The sequence below is a fragment of the Collinsella aerofaciens genome, assembly GCF_039062315.1.
In the GTDB taxonomy this organism is placed as follows: Bacteria; Actinomycetota; Coriobacteriia; order Coriobacteriales; family Coriobacteriaceae; genus Collinsella; species Collinsella aerofaciens_BG.
Genome location: NZ_JBCJBG010000017.1, coordinates 24,525 through 41,359, shown reverse-complemented (window position 1 = coordinate 41,359; position 16,835 = coordinate 24,525). Strand labels below are relative to the sequence as shown.

The 16,835-nt window shown below is 58.3% G+C and carries 14 protein-coding genes; 2 read left to right on the top strand and 12 right to left on the bottom strand.

Annotated features, from left to right (window positions below):
- Positions 1–74: 74 nt before the first annotated feature.
- Together ABCP74_RS08130 and ABCP74_RS08125 are read right to left on the bottom strand one after the other, a co-directional pair.
- On the bottom strand, positions 75–1,100 hold the full coding sequence (locus ABCP74_RS08130) for an aspartate-semialdehyde dehydrogenase (protein ID WP_117766544.1): 1,026 nt from the start codon (positions 1,098–1,100) through the stop codon (positions 75–77).
- Between the two features lie 174 nt (positions 1,101–1,274).
- Positions 1,275–2,663 carry an aspartate kinase gene (locus tag ABCP74_RS08125; protein WP_117766542.1) on the bottom strand — a complete coding sequence of 463 codons (1,389 nt, stop codon included), beginning with the start codon at positions 2,661–2,663 and terminating at the stop codon, positions 1,275–1,277.
- Between the two features lie 104 nt (positions 2,664–2,767).
- On the opposite strand from ABCP74_RS08125, the gene thrC reads away from it, so the two are divergent.
- The gene (thrC, locus tag ABCP74_RS08120) at positions 2,768–4,285 is read left to right on the top strand and encodes a threonine synthase (protein WP_117766540.1); all 1,518 of its coding nucleotides are present in this window, start codon (positions 2,768–2,770) and stop codon (positions 4,283–4,285) included.
- Between the two features lie 204 nt (positions 4,286–4,489).
- On the top strand, positions 4,490–5,371 hold the full coding sequence (gene thrB, locus ABCP74_RS08115) for a homoserine kinase (RefSeq protein ID WP_343001510.1): 882 nt from the start codon (positions 4,490–4,492) through the stop codon (positions 5,369–5,371).
- 256 nt (positions 5,372–5,627) lie between these two features.
- Here thrB and yihA read toward each other — a convergent pair whose 3' ends face one another.
- The 10 genes from yihA to grcA3 form a co-directional block, all read right to left on the bottom strand.
- Positions 5,628–6,218, bottom strand: coding sequence for a ribosome biogenesis GTP-binding protein YihA/YsxC (yihA, locus tag ABCP74_RS08110; protein ID WP_343001509.1), 591 nt, complete (start codon positions 6,216–6,218; stop codon positions 5,628–5,630).
- Between the two features lie 37 nt (positions 6,219–6,255).
- Positions 6,256–6,996: a 5'-methylthioadenosine/S-adenosylhomocysteine nucleosidase gene (mtnN, locus tag ABCP74_RS08105; protein WP_343001507.1), complete on the bottom strand. Its 741-nt coding sequence runs from the start codon at positions 6,994–6,996 to the stop codon at positions 6,256–6,258.
- Positions 6,997–7,074: 78 nt separating this feature from the next.
- On the bottom strand, positions 7,075–7,986 hold the full coding sequence (locus ABCP74_RS08100; RefSeq protein WP_343001506.1) for a serine hydrolase: 912 nt from the start codon (positions 7,984–7,986) through the stop codon (positions 7,075–7,077).
- 502 nt (positions 7,987–8,488) lie between these two features.
- Positions 8,489–9,307: a pyruvate formate-lyase-activating protein gene (pflA, locus tag ABCP74_RS08095; RefSeq protein ID WP_343001505.1), complete on the bottom strand. Its 819-nt coding sequence runs from the start codon at positions 9,305–9,307 to the stop codon at positions 8,489–8,491.
- A 186-nt stretch (positions 9,308–9,493) separates the two neighbouring features.
- Complete coding sequence (locus ABCP74_RS08090) at positions 9,494–10,348, bottom strand: DegV family protein (RefSeq protein ID WP_233503811.1); 855 nt, start codon at positions 10,346–10,348, stop codon at positions 9,494–9,496.
- Between the two features lie 276 nt (positions 10,349–10,624).
- The gene (locus ABCP74_RS08085) at positions 10,625–12,067 is read right to left on the bottom strand and encodes a glycoside hydrolase family 32 protein (RefSeq protein WP_343001504.1); all 1,443 of its coding nucleotides are present in this window, start codon (positions 12,065–12,067) and stop codon (positions 10,625–10,627) included.
- 101 nt (positions 12,068–12,168) lie between these two features.
- Positions 12,169–13,620, bottom strand: coding sequence for a PTS transporter subunit EIIC (locus tag ABCP74_RS08080; RefSeq protein ID WP_052044095.1), 1,452 nt, complete (start codon positions 13,618–13,620; stop codon positions 12,169–12,171).
- A gap of 45 nt (positions 13,621–13,665) precedes the next feature.
- Positions 13,666–15,048, bottom strand: coding sequence for a family 43 glycosylhydrolase (locus ABCP74_RS08075; RefSeq protein ID WP_343001502.1), 1,383 nt, complete (start codon positions 15,046–15,048; stop codon positions 13,666–13,668).
- 183 nt (positions 15,049–15,231) lie between these two features.
- Entirely contained in the window at positions 15,232–16,242 is a 1,011-nt protein-coding gene (locus ABCP74_RS08070; protein ID WP_022094949.1) for a LacI family DNA-binding transcriptional regulator, read from the bottom strand.
- Positions 16,243–16,543: 301 nt separating this feature from the next.
- Positions 16,544–16,795, bottom strand: coding sequence for an autonomous glycyl radical cofactor GrcA3 (gene grcA3 / locus ABCP74_RS08065; protein ID WP_117583521.1), 252 nt, complete (start codon positions 16,793–16,795; stop codon positions 16,544–16,546).
- Between the last annotated feature and the right edge of the window lie 40 nt (positions 16,796–16,835).

Genomic DNA, 16,835 nt, shown 5'->3' with positions numbered 1-16,835 from the left:
GCCGCGGACAAGGCGCCACACTGGTCTGCGGAGTGTTCTGAAAACTAAGCCCGGCCCCCGCCGGACAGGTCACACTACTCGCAGAGCAGCTTAGCGATCTGGACGGCGTTGGTTGCCGCGCCCTTACGGATTTGGTCGCCGCAGCACCAGAAGGTGATGCCACGCGCAGCCTCGGGGTTCGAGATGTCGCGACGCACGCGGCCGACCCAAATCAGGTCCTGGTCGGAGGTGTCCATCGGCATGGGGAAGCGATCGTGCGCATCCTCGGCAGCCATATCGTCAACCAGCTTGACGCCGGGAGCGGCAGCCAGCGCAGCACGGGCCTCCTCAACCGTTATATCGCGCTCAAACTCGAGCGTAATGCTCTCGGAGTGCGAACGCAGCACAGGAACGCGCACGCAGGTGCAGTTCACGCGCAGCTCGGGCAGGTGCATAATCTTGCGGCCCTCGTTTTGCAGCTTCATCTCCTCGGAGGTAAAGCCCTCCTCCTTGACGCCGCCAATCTGCGGAATCAGGTTGCTCGCCAGCTGGGCGGCAAAAGCGCGCGGCTCGGGAATCTCCTCGCCACGGCCCAGGGCGGCCAGCTGGGCCTCGAGCTCGGCCATACCGGGAGCGCCAGCGCCCGAAGCCGCCTGGTACGTCGAGACGATCATGCGCTTCACGCCGGCGAGCTGATGCAGCGGCCAGGTGGGAACCAGGCCGATAATGGTCGCGCAGTTGGGGTTGGCGATAAGGCCGTGATGCCACTTGATATCGTCGGCATTGATCTCGGGTACGACCAGCGGCACCTCGGGATCCATGCGGAAGGCATGGCTGTTGTCGACCACGACAGCGCCGCGCTTGACGGCCTCGGGCAGCAGCTCCTTCGCGATATCGTCGCCGGCGGCTCCGAGCACAATATCGCAGCCCTCAAAGGCCTCGGGGCAAGCCTCTTCGATCACGATTTGCTCGCCGCGGAACTCAACGGTCTTGCCCGCAGAGCGCGCGCTCGCCAGCAGCTTGAGCTTACCGACCGGAAACTCCTGCTCGTTGAGGCACTCGAGCATCTGGGTGCCTACAGCTCCCGTCGCGCCCAAAATAGCAACCGTGTACTGTTTCATGCTTCCCCCTTTAAAGGTTGTGGCTTTTGCCCGAACGCCGAGCAGGCCGATTATTGTTGCCAGTGTATACAAGAACGGGGCGGGCACGAAACCCGCCCCGTCGAAACGAAACCGAAACGAAACGCCCCGCCGTAGATTTTTGAGACATGTCCCAAAAAATCAACGGGATGGCAGCTACTTGTGGAGCGCGACCAGGGCGGGATCGACCGGCGCGGGAGCCTCCAGGTCGGAGACCTTCACAATGCCGTTTTCGTCGGAGAAGGCACGGTAAATGGTCTGAATCGCTAGGTCGAAGTCCTTCTCCTCGACACCGATAATGATGTTGATCTCGTCACAGCTCTGCGAAATCATACGCACGCTCACGCCGGCCTGGCCAAGCATGCCAAACAGGTGACCCGAAATACCTGCGCGCCCGCGCAGGTTACGGCCGACGGTCGCGATAAGCGCCAGGCCCTCGACGACCTCGATCTCGAGCGGCTCGACCTCCTGCTGAATGTCGCCCACGAGCGAGTACAGCGAGTCGTGCACATCCTGCTCCTGCACCACGGCGCCAAAGCGGTCGACACCGGTGGGCATGTGCTCGACGGAGACGTCATAGCGTTCGAACACCGAAAGCGCACGGCGCATAAAGCCAACACGGGGCTTGGTGCGGTCGCGGGCGACGTTGATGGCGACAAAGCCGCGCTTGCCGGTCACGCCGGTAATGATGGGCTCCGCCTCGCCCTCATCAGCCGTCTCGCTAATGATGGTGCCGGGGTCCTGCGGCGCATTGGTGTTCTTGATGACCAGCGGAATTCCCGCCTCACGCACAGGGAACACGGCCTCCTCGTGCAGGACGCTTGCGCCCATGTACGAAAGCTCGCGCAGCTCCTCGTAGGTAACGCGCGCAATGGGCTGAGCCTCGGGCACAATGCGAGGATCGGCAGAATAGAAGCCCGAAACGTCGGTCCAGTTCTCGTACAGGTCGGCGCCTAGGCACTTGGCCAGGATCGAGCCGGAAATGTCGCCGCCGCCACGGTCGAGCAGCTTGATCTGGCCCTCGCGCGTCGCGCCGTAGAAGCCAGGCATAACGAAGCCGCCCTGCTGACCGTACTCTTGCACCAGCTCGGAGGTGCGGTTCATGCTGAGCGTACCGTCGTGATGGAACGCCACAACCGTCGCGGCGTCCAGGAACGGTAGGCCCAGGTACTCAGCCATCAGGCGAGCGGTGAAGTACTCGCCGCGGCTCACGAGCTCCTCGGTGGAGTAACCGCCCGAGCGGGCGCGCTCGGCAAAAGCCGCGAACTCCTCACGGATGGGATAGGTGAGCTCCAGCTCGTCAGCGATATCAAAATAGCGCTGGCCGATGTCCTCGAGCAGCTCCTCGCACGACACGTGGTACTTAACGTGCGCGTTAACCAGGTAGAGCAGGTCGGTCACCTTGGTGTCGCCCTTAAAGCGGCGACCACAGGCGGAAACCACCACAAAACGGCGAGCCGGGTCGGCATCGACGATGGCCTTGATCTTCTTAAAGTGTTCGGCGTCGGCGACCGACGAGCCGCCAAACTTGGCAATCTTAATCATGGGCTGGAGGTTACCTTTCTAAAAAGCCTCTGCGAACCTATTTTGCGCGCTCTGATACCATGGTTTCACCGATTGGGACCAAGGCATCCGAGGAGCAGTGTTATATGGGAACTTATCATAGTACACGAGGACGCACTTTATCGTGCTCAAGTAAGGTGGCAATCCGCACCGGCATCGCTCCCGACGGGGGTTTGTTTGTCTCGGACGAGCTTGGCACCCAGCAGGTCGATATCAGCTCGCTTGCAGATAAATCGTACTTTGAAATCGCTCAAGATGTGTTGGGAATGTTACTGAATGATTACACGGCCGAAGAAATTTCGGCGTGTGTCGACGAGGCATACCGCGGCACGTTCGCGAGTGAAGAGGTTACGCCGCTCGTCAAACTCGACGCAGCGCCGGGTGCTGACGCCCCTCAGACCTATGTGATGGAGCTCTTTGGCGGCCCCACAAGCGCCTTCAAGGACGTCGCCCTACAGATGCTCCCCCGCCTCATGGCCCGCACTTCCGCCAAGGACGGCGGCGCTGAGCGCATCATGATCGTCACCGCCACGTCGGGCGACACGGGCAAGGCCGCACTCGCCGGTTTTGCCGACGCTCCGGGCACGGGCATCACCGTCTTTTATCCCGAGGGCAAGGTCAGCCACGTCCAGAACCTGCAGATGTCCACGCAGGAGGGCGACAACGTCGCCGTCTGCGGCATCCGCGGCAACTTTGACGACGCCCAGAGCGCCGTCAAGCGCATCTTTGCCGATAAGGAGCTTGCCGAGCGTCTGGAAGCCGCCGGCACGGTGCTTTCGAGCGCCAACTCTATCAATGTCGGCCGTCTGGTACCGCAGGTTGTCTACTACTTTGCCGCCTATGCGCAGCTGCTGCGCGCCGGCGCTATCGAGGCTGGCGACGCCGTAGAGTTCTGTGTGCCCACCGGCAACTTTGGCGATATCTTGGCCGGCTACTACGCCAAGCGCATGGGCCTGCCCGTCGCCAAGCTCATCGTCGCGAGCGACAAGAACAACGTGCTTGCCGACTTCCTGACCACCGGCGTCTACGACCGCAACCGCCCGTTCTTCACGACCATTTCGCCGTCGATGGACATCCTCATCAGCTCCAACCTCGAGCGCATGCTCTACTTCCTGTCCGACGGCGACTGCGAGCTCGTTGCCGGCCTTATGGAGCAGCTGGCACAGACTGGTCGCTACGAGGTGCCCGCCGAGCTGCTGGCCAAGATTCAGAGCGTCTTTGGCTGCGGCTGGGCCAGCGAGGACGAGGTCCGCGCTGCCATCAAGAGTTGCTGGGACGCCAACGGCTACGTGATCGACCCGCACACCGCTTGCGGCTATCACGTCTTTGAAAAGGTCGCTCCCGCCGAGGGCGCCAAGGCCCGCGTGCTGCTTTCGACCGCCAGCCCCTACAAGTTCCCGCGCGCCTGCTGCGATGCCCTGGGCCTCAACGTTCCCGAGGACGATTTTGAGGCTATGCGCGTGCTCGAGCAGGCCACCAACACGGTCGCCCCGACCCAGCTCGCCGAGCTCGAGTCCAAACCTGTCCGCTTCGAAGACGTCTGTGACGTCGACGAAATGGCCAGCTACGTCGAGTCCGCAGCAAAACGAATGAGCACCAACTAGATCCCTTATTAAGCGCCGGCGAAAGCCGGCGCACCTTCTTTCATCAGATAACCCTCGGGATGATGACGAACGCGCACAGCGTGCCTGGCTGTTTAGTTCGTCGTGAGTTCCGCACGCAAAGGAAAGCACTTAATGTGCTTTCCGTCTTGCGCAGGACTGCCCGAGCAGCGAACTAAACGGCCAGACCCGCCCAGGAGGACCCACATGATCAAAATCACCGTCCCAGCAACCAGCGCCAACCTAGGCATCGGCTACGACACCCTCGGCATGGCCGTCAGCCTCTACTCGCACTTCACCTTCGAGCGCGCCGACAAACTCACCATCACCGGATGCCCCGAAGAGTTCCAAAACGAGAACAACCTAGTCTACGTGAGCTTTGTGGATGCACTGGCCGCATGGGGCGAGCCGGCCTTCCCCGTCGCCATCGACATTCAGACTGACGTTCCCGTCGCCCGCGGCCTGGGCTCCAGCTCCACCTGCGTCGTCGCCGGCATTATGGCAGCCGCCGCGTTGACGGGCCACACCGTCGACCGCGCCGAGCTCGTCCGCATTGCCACCGAGGTCGAGGGCCATCCCGATAACGTCGCCCCCGCTATCCTGGGCGGCGCCGTCTGCTCCTTTACGCCGACCGATTCGCTCCCCCAGTGCCTGCGCTACGAGGTGAGCGATCGTTTGCATTTTATTACCGTGATTCCACCTTACGAGGTGCACACGAGCGAGGCACGCAAGGTCGTACCGCAGGAGATTCCACTCTCCACCGCCGTGTGGCAGATGGGCCGCATCGCCGGCATGACGCGCGGCTTGGAGACTGGTGACCTGGACCTGATTGCCGCCGCTAATGACGACCGCATCCAGGAGCCCTATCGTCGCCGCCTGATTCCCGACTACAATGCCGTGCGCGACACTTGCCTTAACGGCGGCGCTAAGACCATCTGGATTAGCGGCTCGGGCTCGACCCTCATGGCTGTAACCGACGACACCATCGTGGCAAAGTTCCTGCAGGTCAAGCTGCGCGAGCAGTTCCCTAAGTGTGACACGCACATTCTGACGTGCGACACCGAGGGCGCTCAAATCGAGTACCTGTAGACATCCTCCCCATATACCTGTCCGGGACGGTCGGGATGTTCCCTCAAAATCGTCCTCGCGCATGAAGGCCCCTTGCCCTGCTCCTACGGAGCGACGGACAAGGGGCCTTCGCGCTGCGGAATGATTTTGAGGGAACATCCCGACCGTCCCTGCGCCTACCTTGCTGAGGATGTCTACAGGGACCCACGCTTTGAAGGGGCGCCGAGCTGATAGTTGATTTTTATTGGCAGGGGCTCTTGCTGGTAAGGAGCACTTGCTAGAGGCAGGCCTCGGCGATGCGCTTTTTTAGTTCATCGATGCCGATACCGGTCTGGGAGCTTGTGATGATCACGTTCTCGGCCGGAACGTTGAGCTGTTTTTTGATGGCTGCTGCCTGGCGGGCCTGCTGGGTGCGGCTGAGCTTGTCGGCCTTGGTGAGGCAGACGATAAAGTTGAACTCGTTGCCCTGCAGGTAGTCGATCATGTCATGGTCGAGCTTACTGGGGTCATGGCGAATGTCCACTAGCGACACAACCAAGTTAAAGCTGCGCTCGGAGTCGAAGAAGTCGCCGATGAGCTCGGCCCAGCGGTCGCGCTCGGCCTTGGAACGACGGGCGAAACCGTAGCCCGGCAGGTCCACAAAATGCACGTCGTCGGCCTCGAAGAAATTGATGTTGCTCGTCTTGCCCGGCGTGCTCGAAACCTTCACCAGGTTCTTGCGGCCAAAGAGCTTGTTCATGATGGACGACTTGCCCACATTTGAGCGGCCAACGAAGCTCACCTCGGGACAGGTGGACTCGGGGATCTGCGAAACCTTGCCGTAGCTGGCGACGAACTTGGCAAGCTGGTAGTTAATGGAATCGGCCATGGACACTCCTTGGTCGTAGGATCTTGCAAAAAACGCGCTATTGCGCAGCGGCAATGCGTCGAACGATATCGAGCGTGATATCGCTTGCGGCACGCGCATACTCGAACAAATCGAACTCGCGGTCGCAAATCGCATCATACGCCTCGTCACAATTATCGCTGATAGCACGCAGCACCAGGCAATCGACACCATTTTTGGTTGCGACATGGGCAATTGCCGCGCCCTCCATGCCGACACAATCGGCATGCGTCGCCTCGATGGCATCATTGCGCATAGCGGCGCCCGTCACAAAGCGGTTACCCGTGGCAATCGTGCCGACCAGGAACTGCTTTGCGCCCTCGTTCGAAGCGGTCGCATTTGTCGAAGCATCAACAAAGCCACGCTCAGAAAGCACATCGGCGGCAATATCGACCAGCGCAGGCGTCGAGACAAACTCCTCGAGCCCCGGTGCAGACTCGGCGATAAGCGCGGTATCGGTATCTAGATAGCGCAGGCATTTGCCAATGACGACATCGTCGATATGGAGCTTGGGATTCAGGCCACCTGCGATACCAGAAAACACAACTGCCTGTGGAGCATACTTGCTAATGAGGTGCTGTGTTGCGGCGGCAGCGTTTACCGTGCCCATACCCGCCGTCGTGGCGACAATCGACAGGCCGTCGAGCCCGCCGGTCACAACGTTCAAGCCCGCCTCCTGTACCATGCAAACGTTGCCCAACTCTTCCTTAATCTGCATGATCTCTTTTTCGAGCGCACCGATAATCGCGATGGTAGCCATGCCATTCCCCAAACCTATTCGAAATTCTCAACCACGGTATGGTACCAGCATTTTGTTTGACCTCGTCAAACGAACACGTTAGGCCAGCGCAGCTCGGGTATCAAAGAATGTCTTAGCAATCGCAGCCACCAGCTCGCTCGAGCGATCGCTCCATGGCATCGATGTCATGATGCTCATAATGTAGGTGTCGCCATCGACATCGATGAGGCACGCATCGCATGTCGAATAGCAACCATCCTCGCTAATCCAGCCTGCCTTGTTGCGTACCAGGGCTTGGTCGTCCGCAATGCCATTACGAATAAACGATCGAGTCGTAGAGGCCAGAAGATCCGATAGCCATTGCGACGTCTCGGTATCACGGCTCAAATACTCGCTCATCTCGCGCCACAATTTGGCCGAGGTGCGCGGGCAATAGGTGGGAAAATCACTCATTGGATCGAGTGCGGTATCGTAATCGATGCCAAGACTGGCAATCCAATCCTCGTAACCGACACGGTCAAACGCCGCGCGTAACGCAATAAACGAATCGTTGTCCGAATTAACGATCGCGGCCTCGATCAGGTCGCGCACCGTCTGCCAACCCATGTTGTAGCCACCATAGGTGCCAAGGGAATCATCGAGTGAAACCTGACCCGTCTCGACCAGAGATTCGCAGATGTACAACGCATAGAGCGCCTTATAGCTACTCGCACCGTAAACCTCGACATCGGGGTTATACGTCACGCCCTTGCCGCTTGACAGGTCGTAGAACACCACACCCACATCGCCTAGCTCCTGCGCCCGACTCAGGGCATCCTGGAGCAAGGCAAGGCTCTCATCCTCCAAGGTAGGAGTCTTGTTATCCACCAACGAGAAGGCCTGAACGGTATCACCCGAAGGGATATCGTTGAAGTCCGCCTTCGAAAGTCTCGTCTTGAGATCTGCCGACGCTTTGGACTTTGAAACCTTCTCGTTTTGCGTCTGTACCGTTGACGCATCTGAGTGTGCCATTCGCTCCGACGCGTAGGTTTTGGCGGTAATTCCGAGGATAATAATCGCCAACGTTAGCATCCCAATGGCGGCAATCTTCGTCACGCGGACGCGAGCGTCGGCAAGGCCACGCGAAGACGTGCCCTTCGTCTCATATCTGCTGCTATGCTGCGGCATATACTCGTCCCGCGATGCGTTGTTTCGCACGTGGTCTCCTGACTGCTACCGTTCATATATGAGCAGCATAATACCGAGCAGGCATTTCTTTCCAAAGATATTCAGCGGCGTTTAAGGCGTCTTTAAAGAAACCACAAGCGTATTTATCCAAATGGCACAATTCTGTTGCGCATCTCCGCCCAAAACGCAGTTGCGGTGGAATAGTTCCTATTTGGGCGGCATAAGCCGAAAAACAAGAACTATTCCACCGCAACATGACGGGGCTCTTTGACAATCAACTTGGTGCCCAGGGGCACTCATTTAAGTCTGTCCCCAATGAGTGCCTTTGGGGAGCGAATATGGCTCGCTAGCCGATGGCGTTTTTGAGTTCCGCGCGGCGCTTTTTCATGCCCGTCATGACGGCGTTGCGCAGCTCGGGCATGCGCGCGGTATCCATCTGGGGCACGCCCTCGAGCTTATAGGGAATGCCCAGTTGCTCGTACTTGACGACACCCATCGTGTGATACGGCAGCATCTCCAAACCCACCACGTTGTGCCATGGAGCGATCAGGCGACCGAGTGCCTCGCACTCCTCCACCGTGTCGGTAATGCCCGGCACTACCACGTGACGGATAACGACCTTAATCTTGCGACGCGCCAGCTCATCGCCAAACGCCAGAATGCGTGCGGGATCGCAGCCGGTCAGCTTTTTATGCTCAGCCGGATCGGCATGTTTGATGTCGAGCAGCACCATGTCGGTCTCGCTGAGAACGGCATCGAACTTCTCGGGGTGGTTGGGGTCAAACGCATATCCGCAGCTGTCAAGGCAGGTATGCACGCGACCATCTGAATTGTTGTGCATTGCACGGAACAGATCGGCCAAAAACTCGGGCTGGAGGAGCGGCTCGCCACCCGAAACCGTAATGCCGCCGCTGCGATAGAACTCATGGTTGCTCTGGAACTCGTCCATGAGGTGCTCGACGGTCACCATCGTGCCGCCGTTAACAGACCAGGTATCGGGATTGTGGCAATACGCACAGCGCATGGGGCAGCCCTGAACAAACACCACAAAGCGGATGCCGGGACCGTCGACCGTACCCATCGTCTCAATCGAATGCACGCGGCCCAGGGCAAACGCAGAGTCCTCGGGACGAGCGTCCACACCCTCGAGCGTCATCTCAGCCATTCCCGCTACCTTGCCTCTCATTGGTTTTAGTTACATAAATGTCAGAGCCATTCTAGCCCATACGCATGATGGCAAAACGGTTTAGGGGTCAATTAGGTCGTCCTATTTTACTTCACGCAAAAGCGGCGGGAAGGTTGTCACAACCCGCCCGTCGCCGAGGCAATAGAAATCGATAGACGCCAGGCCTTACGCCTTAAGCGTGAGCACCGCACCGAAGGCGGTCGGGCCGCAATGGCTCGAGATGACACCGCCAACCTGAGTCCAGGTAATATCCTTAAAGCCCAGGTCATGCGCATAGACCTCCATGTCGTCGCGCAGCTCCTGGGAAAGGCCCACCGAATACGCCAGGCCAATGTGCGAGTAGTCGATCTCGCCCTTGGCAACCATGTGGTCAATAAAGGCGCGGGCGCACTTGAGCATAGAGCCGCGGAACTTCTTGGTCGCCACGAACTTGCCGCCCGTCACCTCAATGCAGGGCTTAATCTTGAGCAGATGGGCGCCTAGGAACGCGACGTTGGACAAGCGACCGCCCGCCTTAAGGAAGGCAAGGTCCGTAGGAACAAAGCCCAACAGCACGCGGTCCATGACGGAGTTCGTAAATGCAAAGATCTCGTCGACGGTGGCATCGGGGTGAGCCTCGATGTATTTGGCGGTCTCGACGACAACGAGCGACTGGCCCACCGAGACAAAGCGCGTGTCCATGGAGAACACGTAGTCGCGCCCCTGGGCCGCAATCTTTGAGGACTGATGCGAGCAGGTCGTGGCCTCGGAATACGCGAGATGCAGAATAGTCGCGTCGGGCTGCTCGGCGTGAATGCGGTCGTACACACGGGAGAAATCTGCCGGTGCGCAGCCACTGGTCTTGGGCATCACGCCAAACTCGTTGCAGCGCGAATAAATCTCGAGCGGATCGATCGAGCCGTCCTCGACGGTCTCGTCACCAATCGTGACATGCATGGGCACGCGCACGATGCCGTAGCGTTCGCAGAGCTCTGGCGTCACATCCGAACCAGATTCAACCACGATTACGTACTTGCCCATTCTTATCACGACCCATCTCGACATTGGTTTTTCAATACATGGCACGCGCCGCCGCACTGTTGCACAACGGCGTCCAAGCGCCAAAGAGACGCCGTCCCTTGCACATAACAAAGGACAGCGTCTCCCTAGAAAACTCCGTGCTTGGCTGAGATTTTACACGGTTTATAAATGAGTGTTACTTATCCCGCAAACGGTAGCTATACGCGATAAACGGTAGTTCGCTGCGGCAACTGCAACACATTCCGCCCAGCAAGTCCAATCGTGCCTCACGCATGGTTAATGCGCGAGGCGGTAGAAATCCATCGACGCCGCACTCTCGGCATGCAACCCCATCGCCGGAACCGCCGGCGAATAGGTACGGCTCGTAAGTGCCGCCTCGCCGCCATTTGCAAAAATCTCGACCATCGTAGTGTCCGAAAGCACGCGCAGGTCGCGAAGCTCGCTGAGCTCGATCGACCTCTGGTCGCGCCCATAGCCTTCGTCACCCATGTCGAGGGTAAGCATCCCGTCTGCATAGCGCACAAAGACACCCTTGCGGATTTCGAGCTCGACCATCTTGGCGCCCTCACAGGAAACCACAACATCAAACAGGCGGCCCGGCTCCTCAACGGTTTCACCGCCTGTCGCGCGAACGCAGTCGCCGCGCATCCTCTCAATCTCGTGCGCCGGCTGCTGGCAGAGCTTACCATCGCGCATGCTCAGCTCTCGCGGCACCGTCAACGCGCACTGCCACCCGCGCGCCACCGTCGGGTTTTCTGCCGTCGCGTCGGGGCAACCCGACCATCCGATCATCAAACGCCGGCCTGCAGCATCCTCAAAGGACTGCGGAGCATAGAAATCAAAACCGGCATCGACCATCGGGGGCATGCCCTGCCCGACGATTTTAAAGCTCGGCGCCTCCCAATCGGCCTCGATGGGGAACCACACGCACTGATGCGGATTGCGGTAACGCCAACCATCGGCAGGCACACCCTGCGGACAGCAAACGAGAATAAGCTCGCCATCGAGCTCAAACAGATCGGGGCACTCCCACATAAAGCCAAAGTTCTCGTCCAGCTCAATGCGCGTCGCATAGCTCCAGACCCCTAAATCACGCGAAGTATAGACAAGCACGCAGCCACGGTCGGCTTTCGTACGAGCGCCCAGAACCATGTAGTAGATACCATCGTGCTCAAGGATCTTGGGGTCGCGCACGTGCGTACCGATATCGTCGGGGTAATCGACTGGTCCAACAGCCATGCGCTTCTCGCCCAATTCGTCGGGATTCTCGGCAACCATATGAATCTGGTTTTGCTCACGGCCCGTCAACACGTAGTCGTAATCATCGCGGTCAAAATGCTTGACGTTGCCGGTATAGAAGTAGTGAATCTTGCCATCGCGTACAAAGGCAGAACCAGAATACGCTCCGCTCGAATCCAAATCGGAATCTGGGAACAGCACGGGGCCGTGATTCTCGTACGTCACAAAATCCTTTGTCGTCAGATGGTTCCAAAGCACTGGACCGCCATGCGCAGCATCGAACGGATCGTATTGATGATAGATGTGATACGTATCACCAATCTGAACCAAACCGTTGGGGTCGTTGAGCCAGCCAAGCTCAGGCTCCACATGGAACAGGAGCCTATCGGGGTCGGACGCGATGCGACCCGCCGTCTCATCCTGTCCGGCACGCCACTGCTCATAGTCCGCGCGTGTCACCTTATTTTTTTGATTAAACATCGCCGTTGACTTTCTCGTCTATGGGGAAGGACGCTCGACTCACACGAGTCGAACGCCCTTCCCCAAATGGACTTATCCTCAGATTACACTGAACGGCTCAACTAGAAGCTAACGTCGAAGCCAGCGCCAGCGCCCTCTTCATCGGTGGTCGGAACGCCCTTTGCCTTGTTGTAGGCAAAGATCAAGACGATCGGCACGATAAAGGCGATGAGATTGCCAGCCACATACCACACGAGGGTCTCGGGCGTGACGATAAGCAGGCCGAGAACGCCGGTCAAACCCTGACCGATAGCGCGCACCTCAAAGAGTTTCACGAAGGCACCGCCGCAGCCTGCACCGATGCATGCGCAGATGAACGGAATAATCGAGTAGCGCATGTTTGCAGCGAAGATAGCAGGCTCGGAGATACCGACCAGCGTCGGGATAAAGGACGACATGCAAATGTTGCGCTCTTTGGAATGCTTCTTGTGAATGAGGTACATGCCGATGGCGCCGCCGCCCTGGGCGATGATGGAAACCGACCAGATGGCCTGGATGTAGTTGAAGCCGGTCGTGGCAACGAGGTTGGCCTCGATACCCTGGATGAACTGATGCGTACCGGTAACGACGAGCGGCTGCAGGAACGCGGCGAAGACAAAGGCACCAAAGACGCCCATCCTGTTGTACAGGATATCGATTACGCCGGCGAGGACGTCACCGATCAGGTTGCCGAGCGGGCCGAACACGGTGAACAGGGCAACGTTAGCAAGAATCAGGGTAACGGTCGGGACAAAGACGAACGAAACGACCTCGGGGATGTACTTCTGGGCAATCTTCTCGACCTTGGCCATAAACCAGGCGGTCAGGATTGCGGGGAACACGCCGCCCTGGAAAGCAACCATGGGAATGGAGAGCGGACCGAAGTTCCAGTACTCAGCACCCGTCGGGTCCATAACGAACGTGTTACGGTTCATAAGACTCGGGTGAACCATGACGATACCGACGAGGATGCCCAGGATCGGGTTGCCGCCAAAACGCTTGACCGCGCTGTACATAACCAGGACAGGCAGGTAGTCAAAGGTGGTGGCGATAATGGCAAAGAAGCTTGCGAGGTTCTTGAGGAACTCGCTGTGATCGGCGAGGCTGCCCTCCATGCCGAAGAGGCCGTTGGCAACGATCAGCGACTTAAGGCCGATGATGATTGCAGCGCCGACGAAGGCGGGAATGATGGGGATAAAGATGTCCGAGAATACCTTGAGGACCGAGAAGAACTTGCCCTTCTTGTCCGCCTCGGCGCCCTTGACCTCGGAAGCGCTGATCTCCTTAACGCCCGTCAGAGCCATAAACTCATCGTAAACCTTGTTGACGGTACCGGTACCGAAGATGATCATGAGCTGGCCGCTGTTGTACAGCACGCCCTTGACGCCATCGATGTTCTCGAGCTCGGCCTTGTTGTATTTGCTCGTATCCTTGAGCACCAGACGCAGACGGGTCACGCAATGCGTGGCGCCCTCGATGTTCTCCAGTCCGCCGACGTTGTCGACGACTTGCTGGGACACTGCCTTGTAGTCCATGTTCCTCTCCATTCTTTTTCTAAATCATAAAACGGTTCGTTGCCGCTACAGAGACGCGATCGTTGCGTTTGCGCACTTGAGCGCACCGTCGGTGACGGTAAGCGCCACACCCTGGCCCTGCTTGTTGCAGAAGCGAGCGTTGAGCGCAACATCATCGACAAAGATGGTCGCGATATCGTCGTCAACGACCAGGCGCACATGATGAGTGCCCTCGCCCTTAAAGAACAACGGACGCTCGAGGCCCATGTTGTTGACCTGGAACCACGGGTACTGGGGAGCCGGCGTGAACTCGAGCTTGCCCTCGCGCAGGTTGGCGCGGAACTCATAGGCAAGACCGGTCTCGGCGTCCTCGGCGAACTTGACCGAGAAGCCGGCAGCGTTACCGCCGAGCTCAATGTCGGTATCGAGCAAGTAGGTGGAGCCGGCGTCTGCAGACAAAACCTGCTCGACCTTGCCCGACTCGCAGGAGAGCTCGAAGGCTTCGACAGCCTTGCCCTCGCCAAAGGCGCCGAGCATGCTGTCGGGAAGCTTGGTGCCGAGCGTTCCGTCGGCACGCTGAACGATCTCGAGGGGCATGAAGGTACCACCCCACAGGTAAGAGCTGGGGTCGCCGCCCTCGTCACGCGTAGGAACCCAACCAAAGAGAACGCGACGCTCGCCATCGAATGCGGTGCGAGCGGCGTAGTACGCGCGGCCGTCGAAGGAGTCGTCAGCGGGGGTAATCCAAGGACCGTTGATGGACTTGGACATGCGGTAACGGGTCTTGTTGCCGTCGCTGTACTCGGAAAAGACGAGGTACCACCAGTCGCCCATCTTAAAGAGATCAGGCATCTCAAACATGGTGTACAGGCCTGGGTTCCACCAGTCGCCCTGGAACTCCCAGTTGGTCAGATCCTTGGAGGTGAACTTGACCAGGCGGCCGGTCATCAGACGCTTGTCCTCGCCCACACGCGTGCCGAGGATGAGCATGTACTCTTCGTTCTCCTCATCCCAAAGCACAAAGGGATCGCGCCAGTTGCGGTCATCGTAACCCTCCTGGGGCGGAAGCAGCGTCTCGGCGATGTTCTTCTCCCACTTGACGGCGTCGTCGCTCGTTGCGTGAAGAAGAACCTGCTTCATCAAACGTGCGCGGACCTTATCGCGATTGCAACCAGTGTAGAGCGCATGGTACTTGTCGCCCACCTTAAACACCGTGCCGGCATAAATGTACTGGTCGACTTCCTCGTCGCCGCCGCGCTCAAGGCTCTCGCCAAAGTCCTTGTAGTTGACGAAATCCTTGGTCGTAGCGAGTGCCCAGCCAAACGGCTCTCCGAAAGGTTCGGGGTTACGCGTGTCACGCTGATGATAGAGATAGAACGTGCCGTCCTCGCCGTACGGCATGATGTCGCCTACCCAAATTCCCTCAGGCTGGTAATACACCTTGTGCATCCGAGACTTCCTTTCCACGACATACTAACTCGGTACAATGGCAAGATATGTCAATCGTTTTCATATGTCAAACGTTTTCATATCAATACGTCTTTTCGCAGTTCCAGTCGTCGGTAAACGGTTGACATATGCCGGCGAACGGTCATCGGAGGCGTTTGAGGAATTCTTTTGGCACAGGATGAACTACGCGGTTTTGCCCTCAATGAGTTCAACGGGGAGCTTGATATTCGATTCGGGATTATCGCCGTTAATAAGAGCGATGATGGATTGCGCCGCGAGCTCTCCGATGCGATCGATATCTTGACGTACGGTTGTTAAGTCAGGCATAAACGTCATAGTTCGGCGGGCACCATCCGCGCCCACGACCTTAATATCGTCTGGAGCGCTCAAGCCACGCTGCTTCATCACGTTGAGACAGATGGCCGCCATCGTATCGTCTCCCGCAAAGATGCCGTCAATATCGGGGTTCTCATCGAGGATCTTCGCAACGACCGCGCCCTTTTCGTCGTCGGGCTTAACGAACTCAACCTCACGGACAAGCGCGGACAAACCGGCCTGCTCAACAACATCGAGGTAGGCATCGGTACGCTTATTGGCAGGCATGCGCATGCGGCTATTGCTGCGCAGGCACAGGATACGCCTGCAGCCGTCATCAATCAGACGGCGCGTGGCGAGCTCGCCGATGCCATAGCTGTCACTTGCAATCTGGACAGAGCCCTCGCCAAGATCGCAGTCGATGCCAACCAGGCTCAAGCCCATCTCGGCATATGCCTCAGCACCGATATTGAGGGAGTTGACGATTACGCCGTCGACCATATTGCGGCGGAGCATGTCGATATAGGAACGCTCAAGATCAGGTCGATTGGCGCTGTTGCACAGCAACATCTTAAAGCCGTTTTCCGCTAACGTGCGCTCGACCGCCTGCACAACCTGAGCATGGAACGGGCTGCTCACAAAGGGAACGATCATACCGATAAGATTCAGGCGACCGTTGAGCATGGCACGGGCGATATCGTTGGGCGTATAGTTGATGCGCTCCATCGCGGCATGGACCTTATCGCGGGTCTCTTGGCTAATATAGCCGCGATTATTAAGCACGCGAGATACCGTAGTAGGCGAAACCCCCGCCACCGCTGCAACTTCCTTGATGCCAGGCTTAGCAGAATCCTTAGAACGAGCGCCCTCGCGAGCCATAGCACCCTCCCCCATCAACATGTCAAACGTTTACATACGAACAAAGCATACCCCAACAACAGCGGGAAGACGGTAACAGCACAAGTAAGTAAACGACTCATCCAAATAATTAGGAGAGTTCCGCCTAAAGGGTGACTACACAGGACCCCCGCCGGGCCGCTTTGGGTTACTTTCCAAAACATTTCCGCAGGACGCAAAGGGCTCCGCCGCGCGAAGCGCGCAGCGGAGCTCTTTGCATGTCCGAGGACGTTTTGGAAAGTAACCCAAAGCGGCCCGGCGATCCTGCGGGAGTTAAACCCCTTTAGAACTTGTCGTGGAAGGTACGCGAAATGACCTCGTCCTGCTGCTCCTTGGTGAGCGTGTGGAAGTTCACGGCATAGCCGGAAACGCGGATGGTCAGCTGCGGGTACTTCTCGGGGTGAGCCTGAGCGTCGAGCAGCGTCTCACGGTTGAAGACGTTGATGTTCAGGTGGTGGCCACCCTTCTCGGCGTAAGCGTCGAGCATGTGGACCAGGTTATCGGCCTGAGTCTCGGAAACTTCAGAAACCTTCATAATGTGTCTCCTTCGATTGACAGGCGCCGGCCGAAACCGG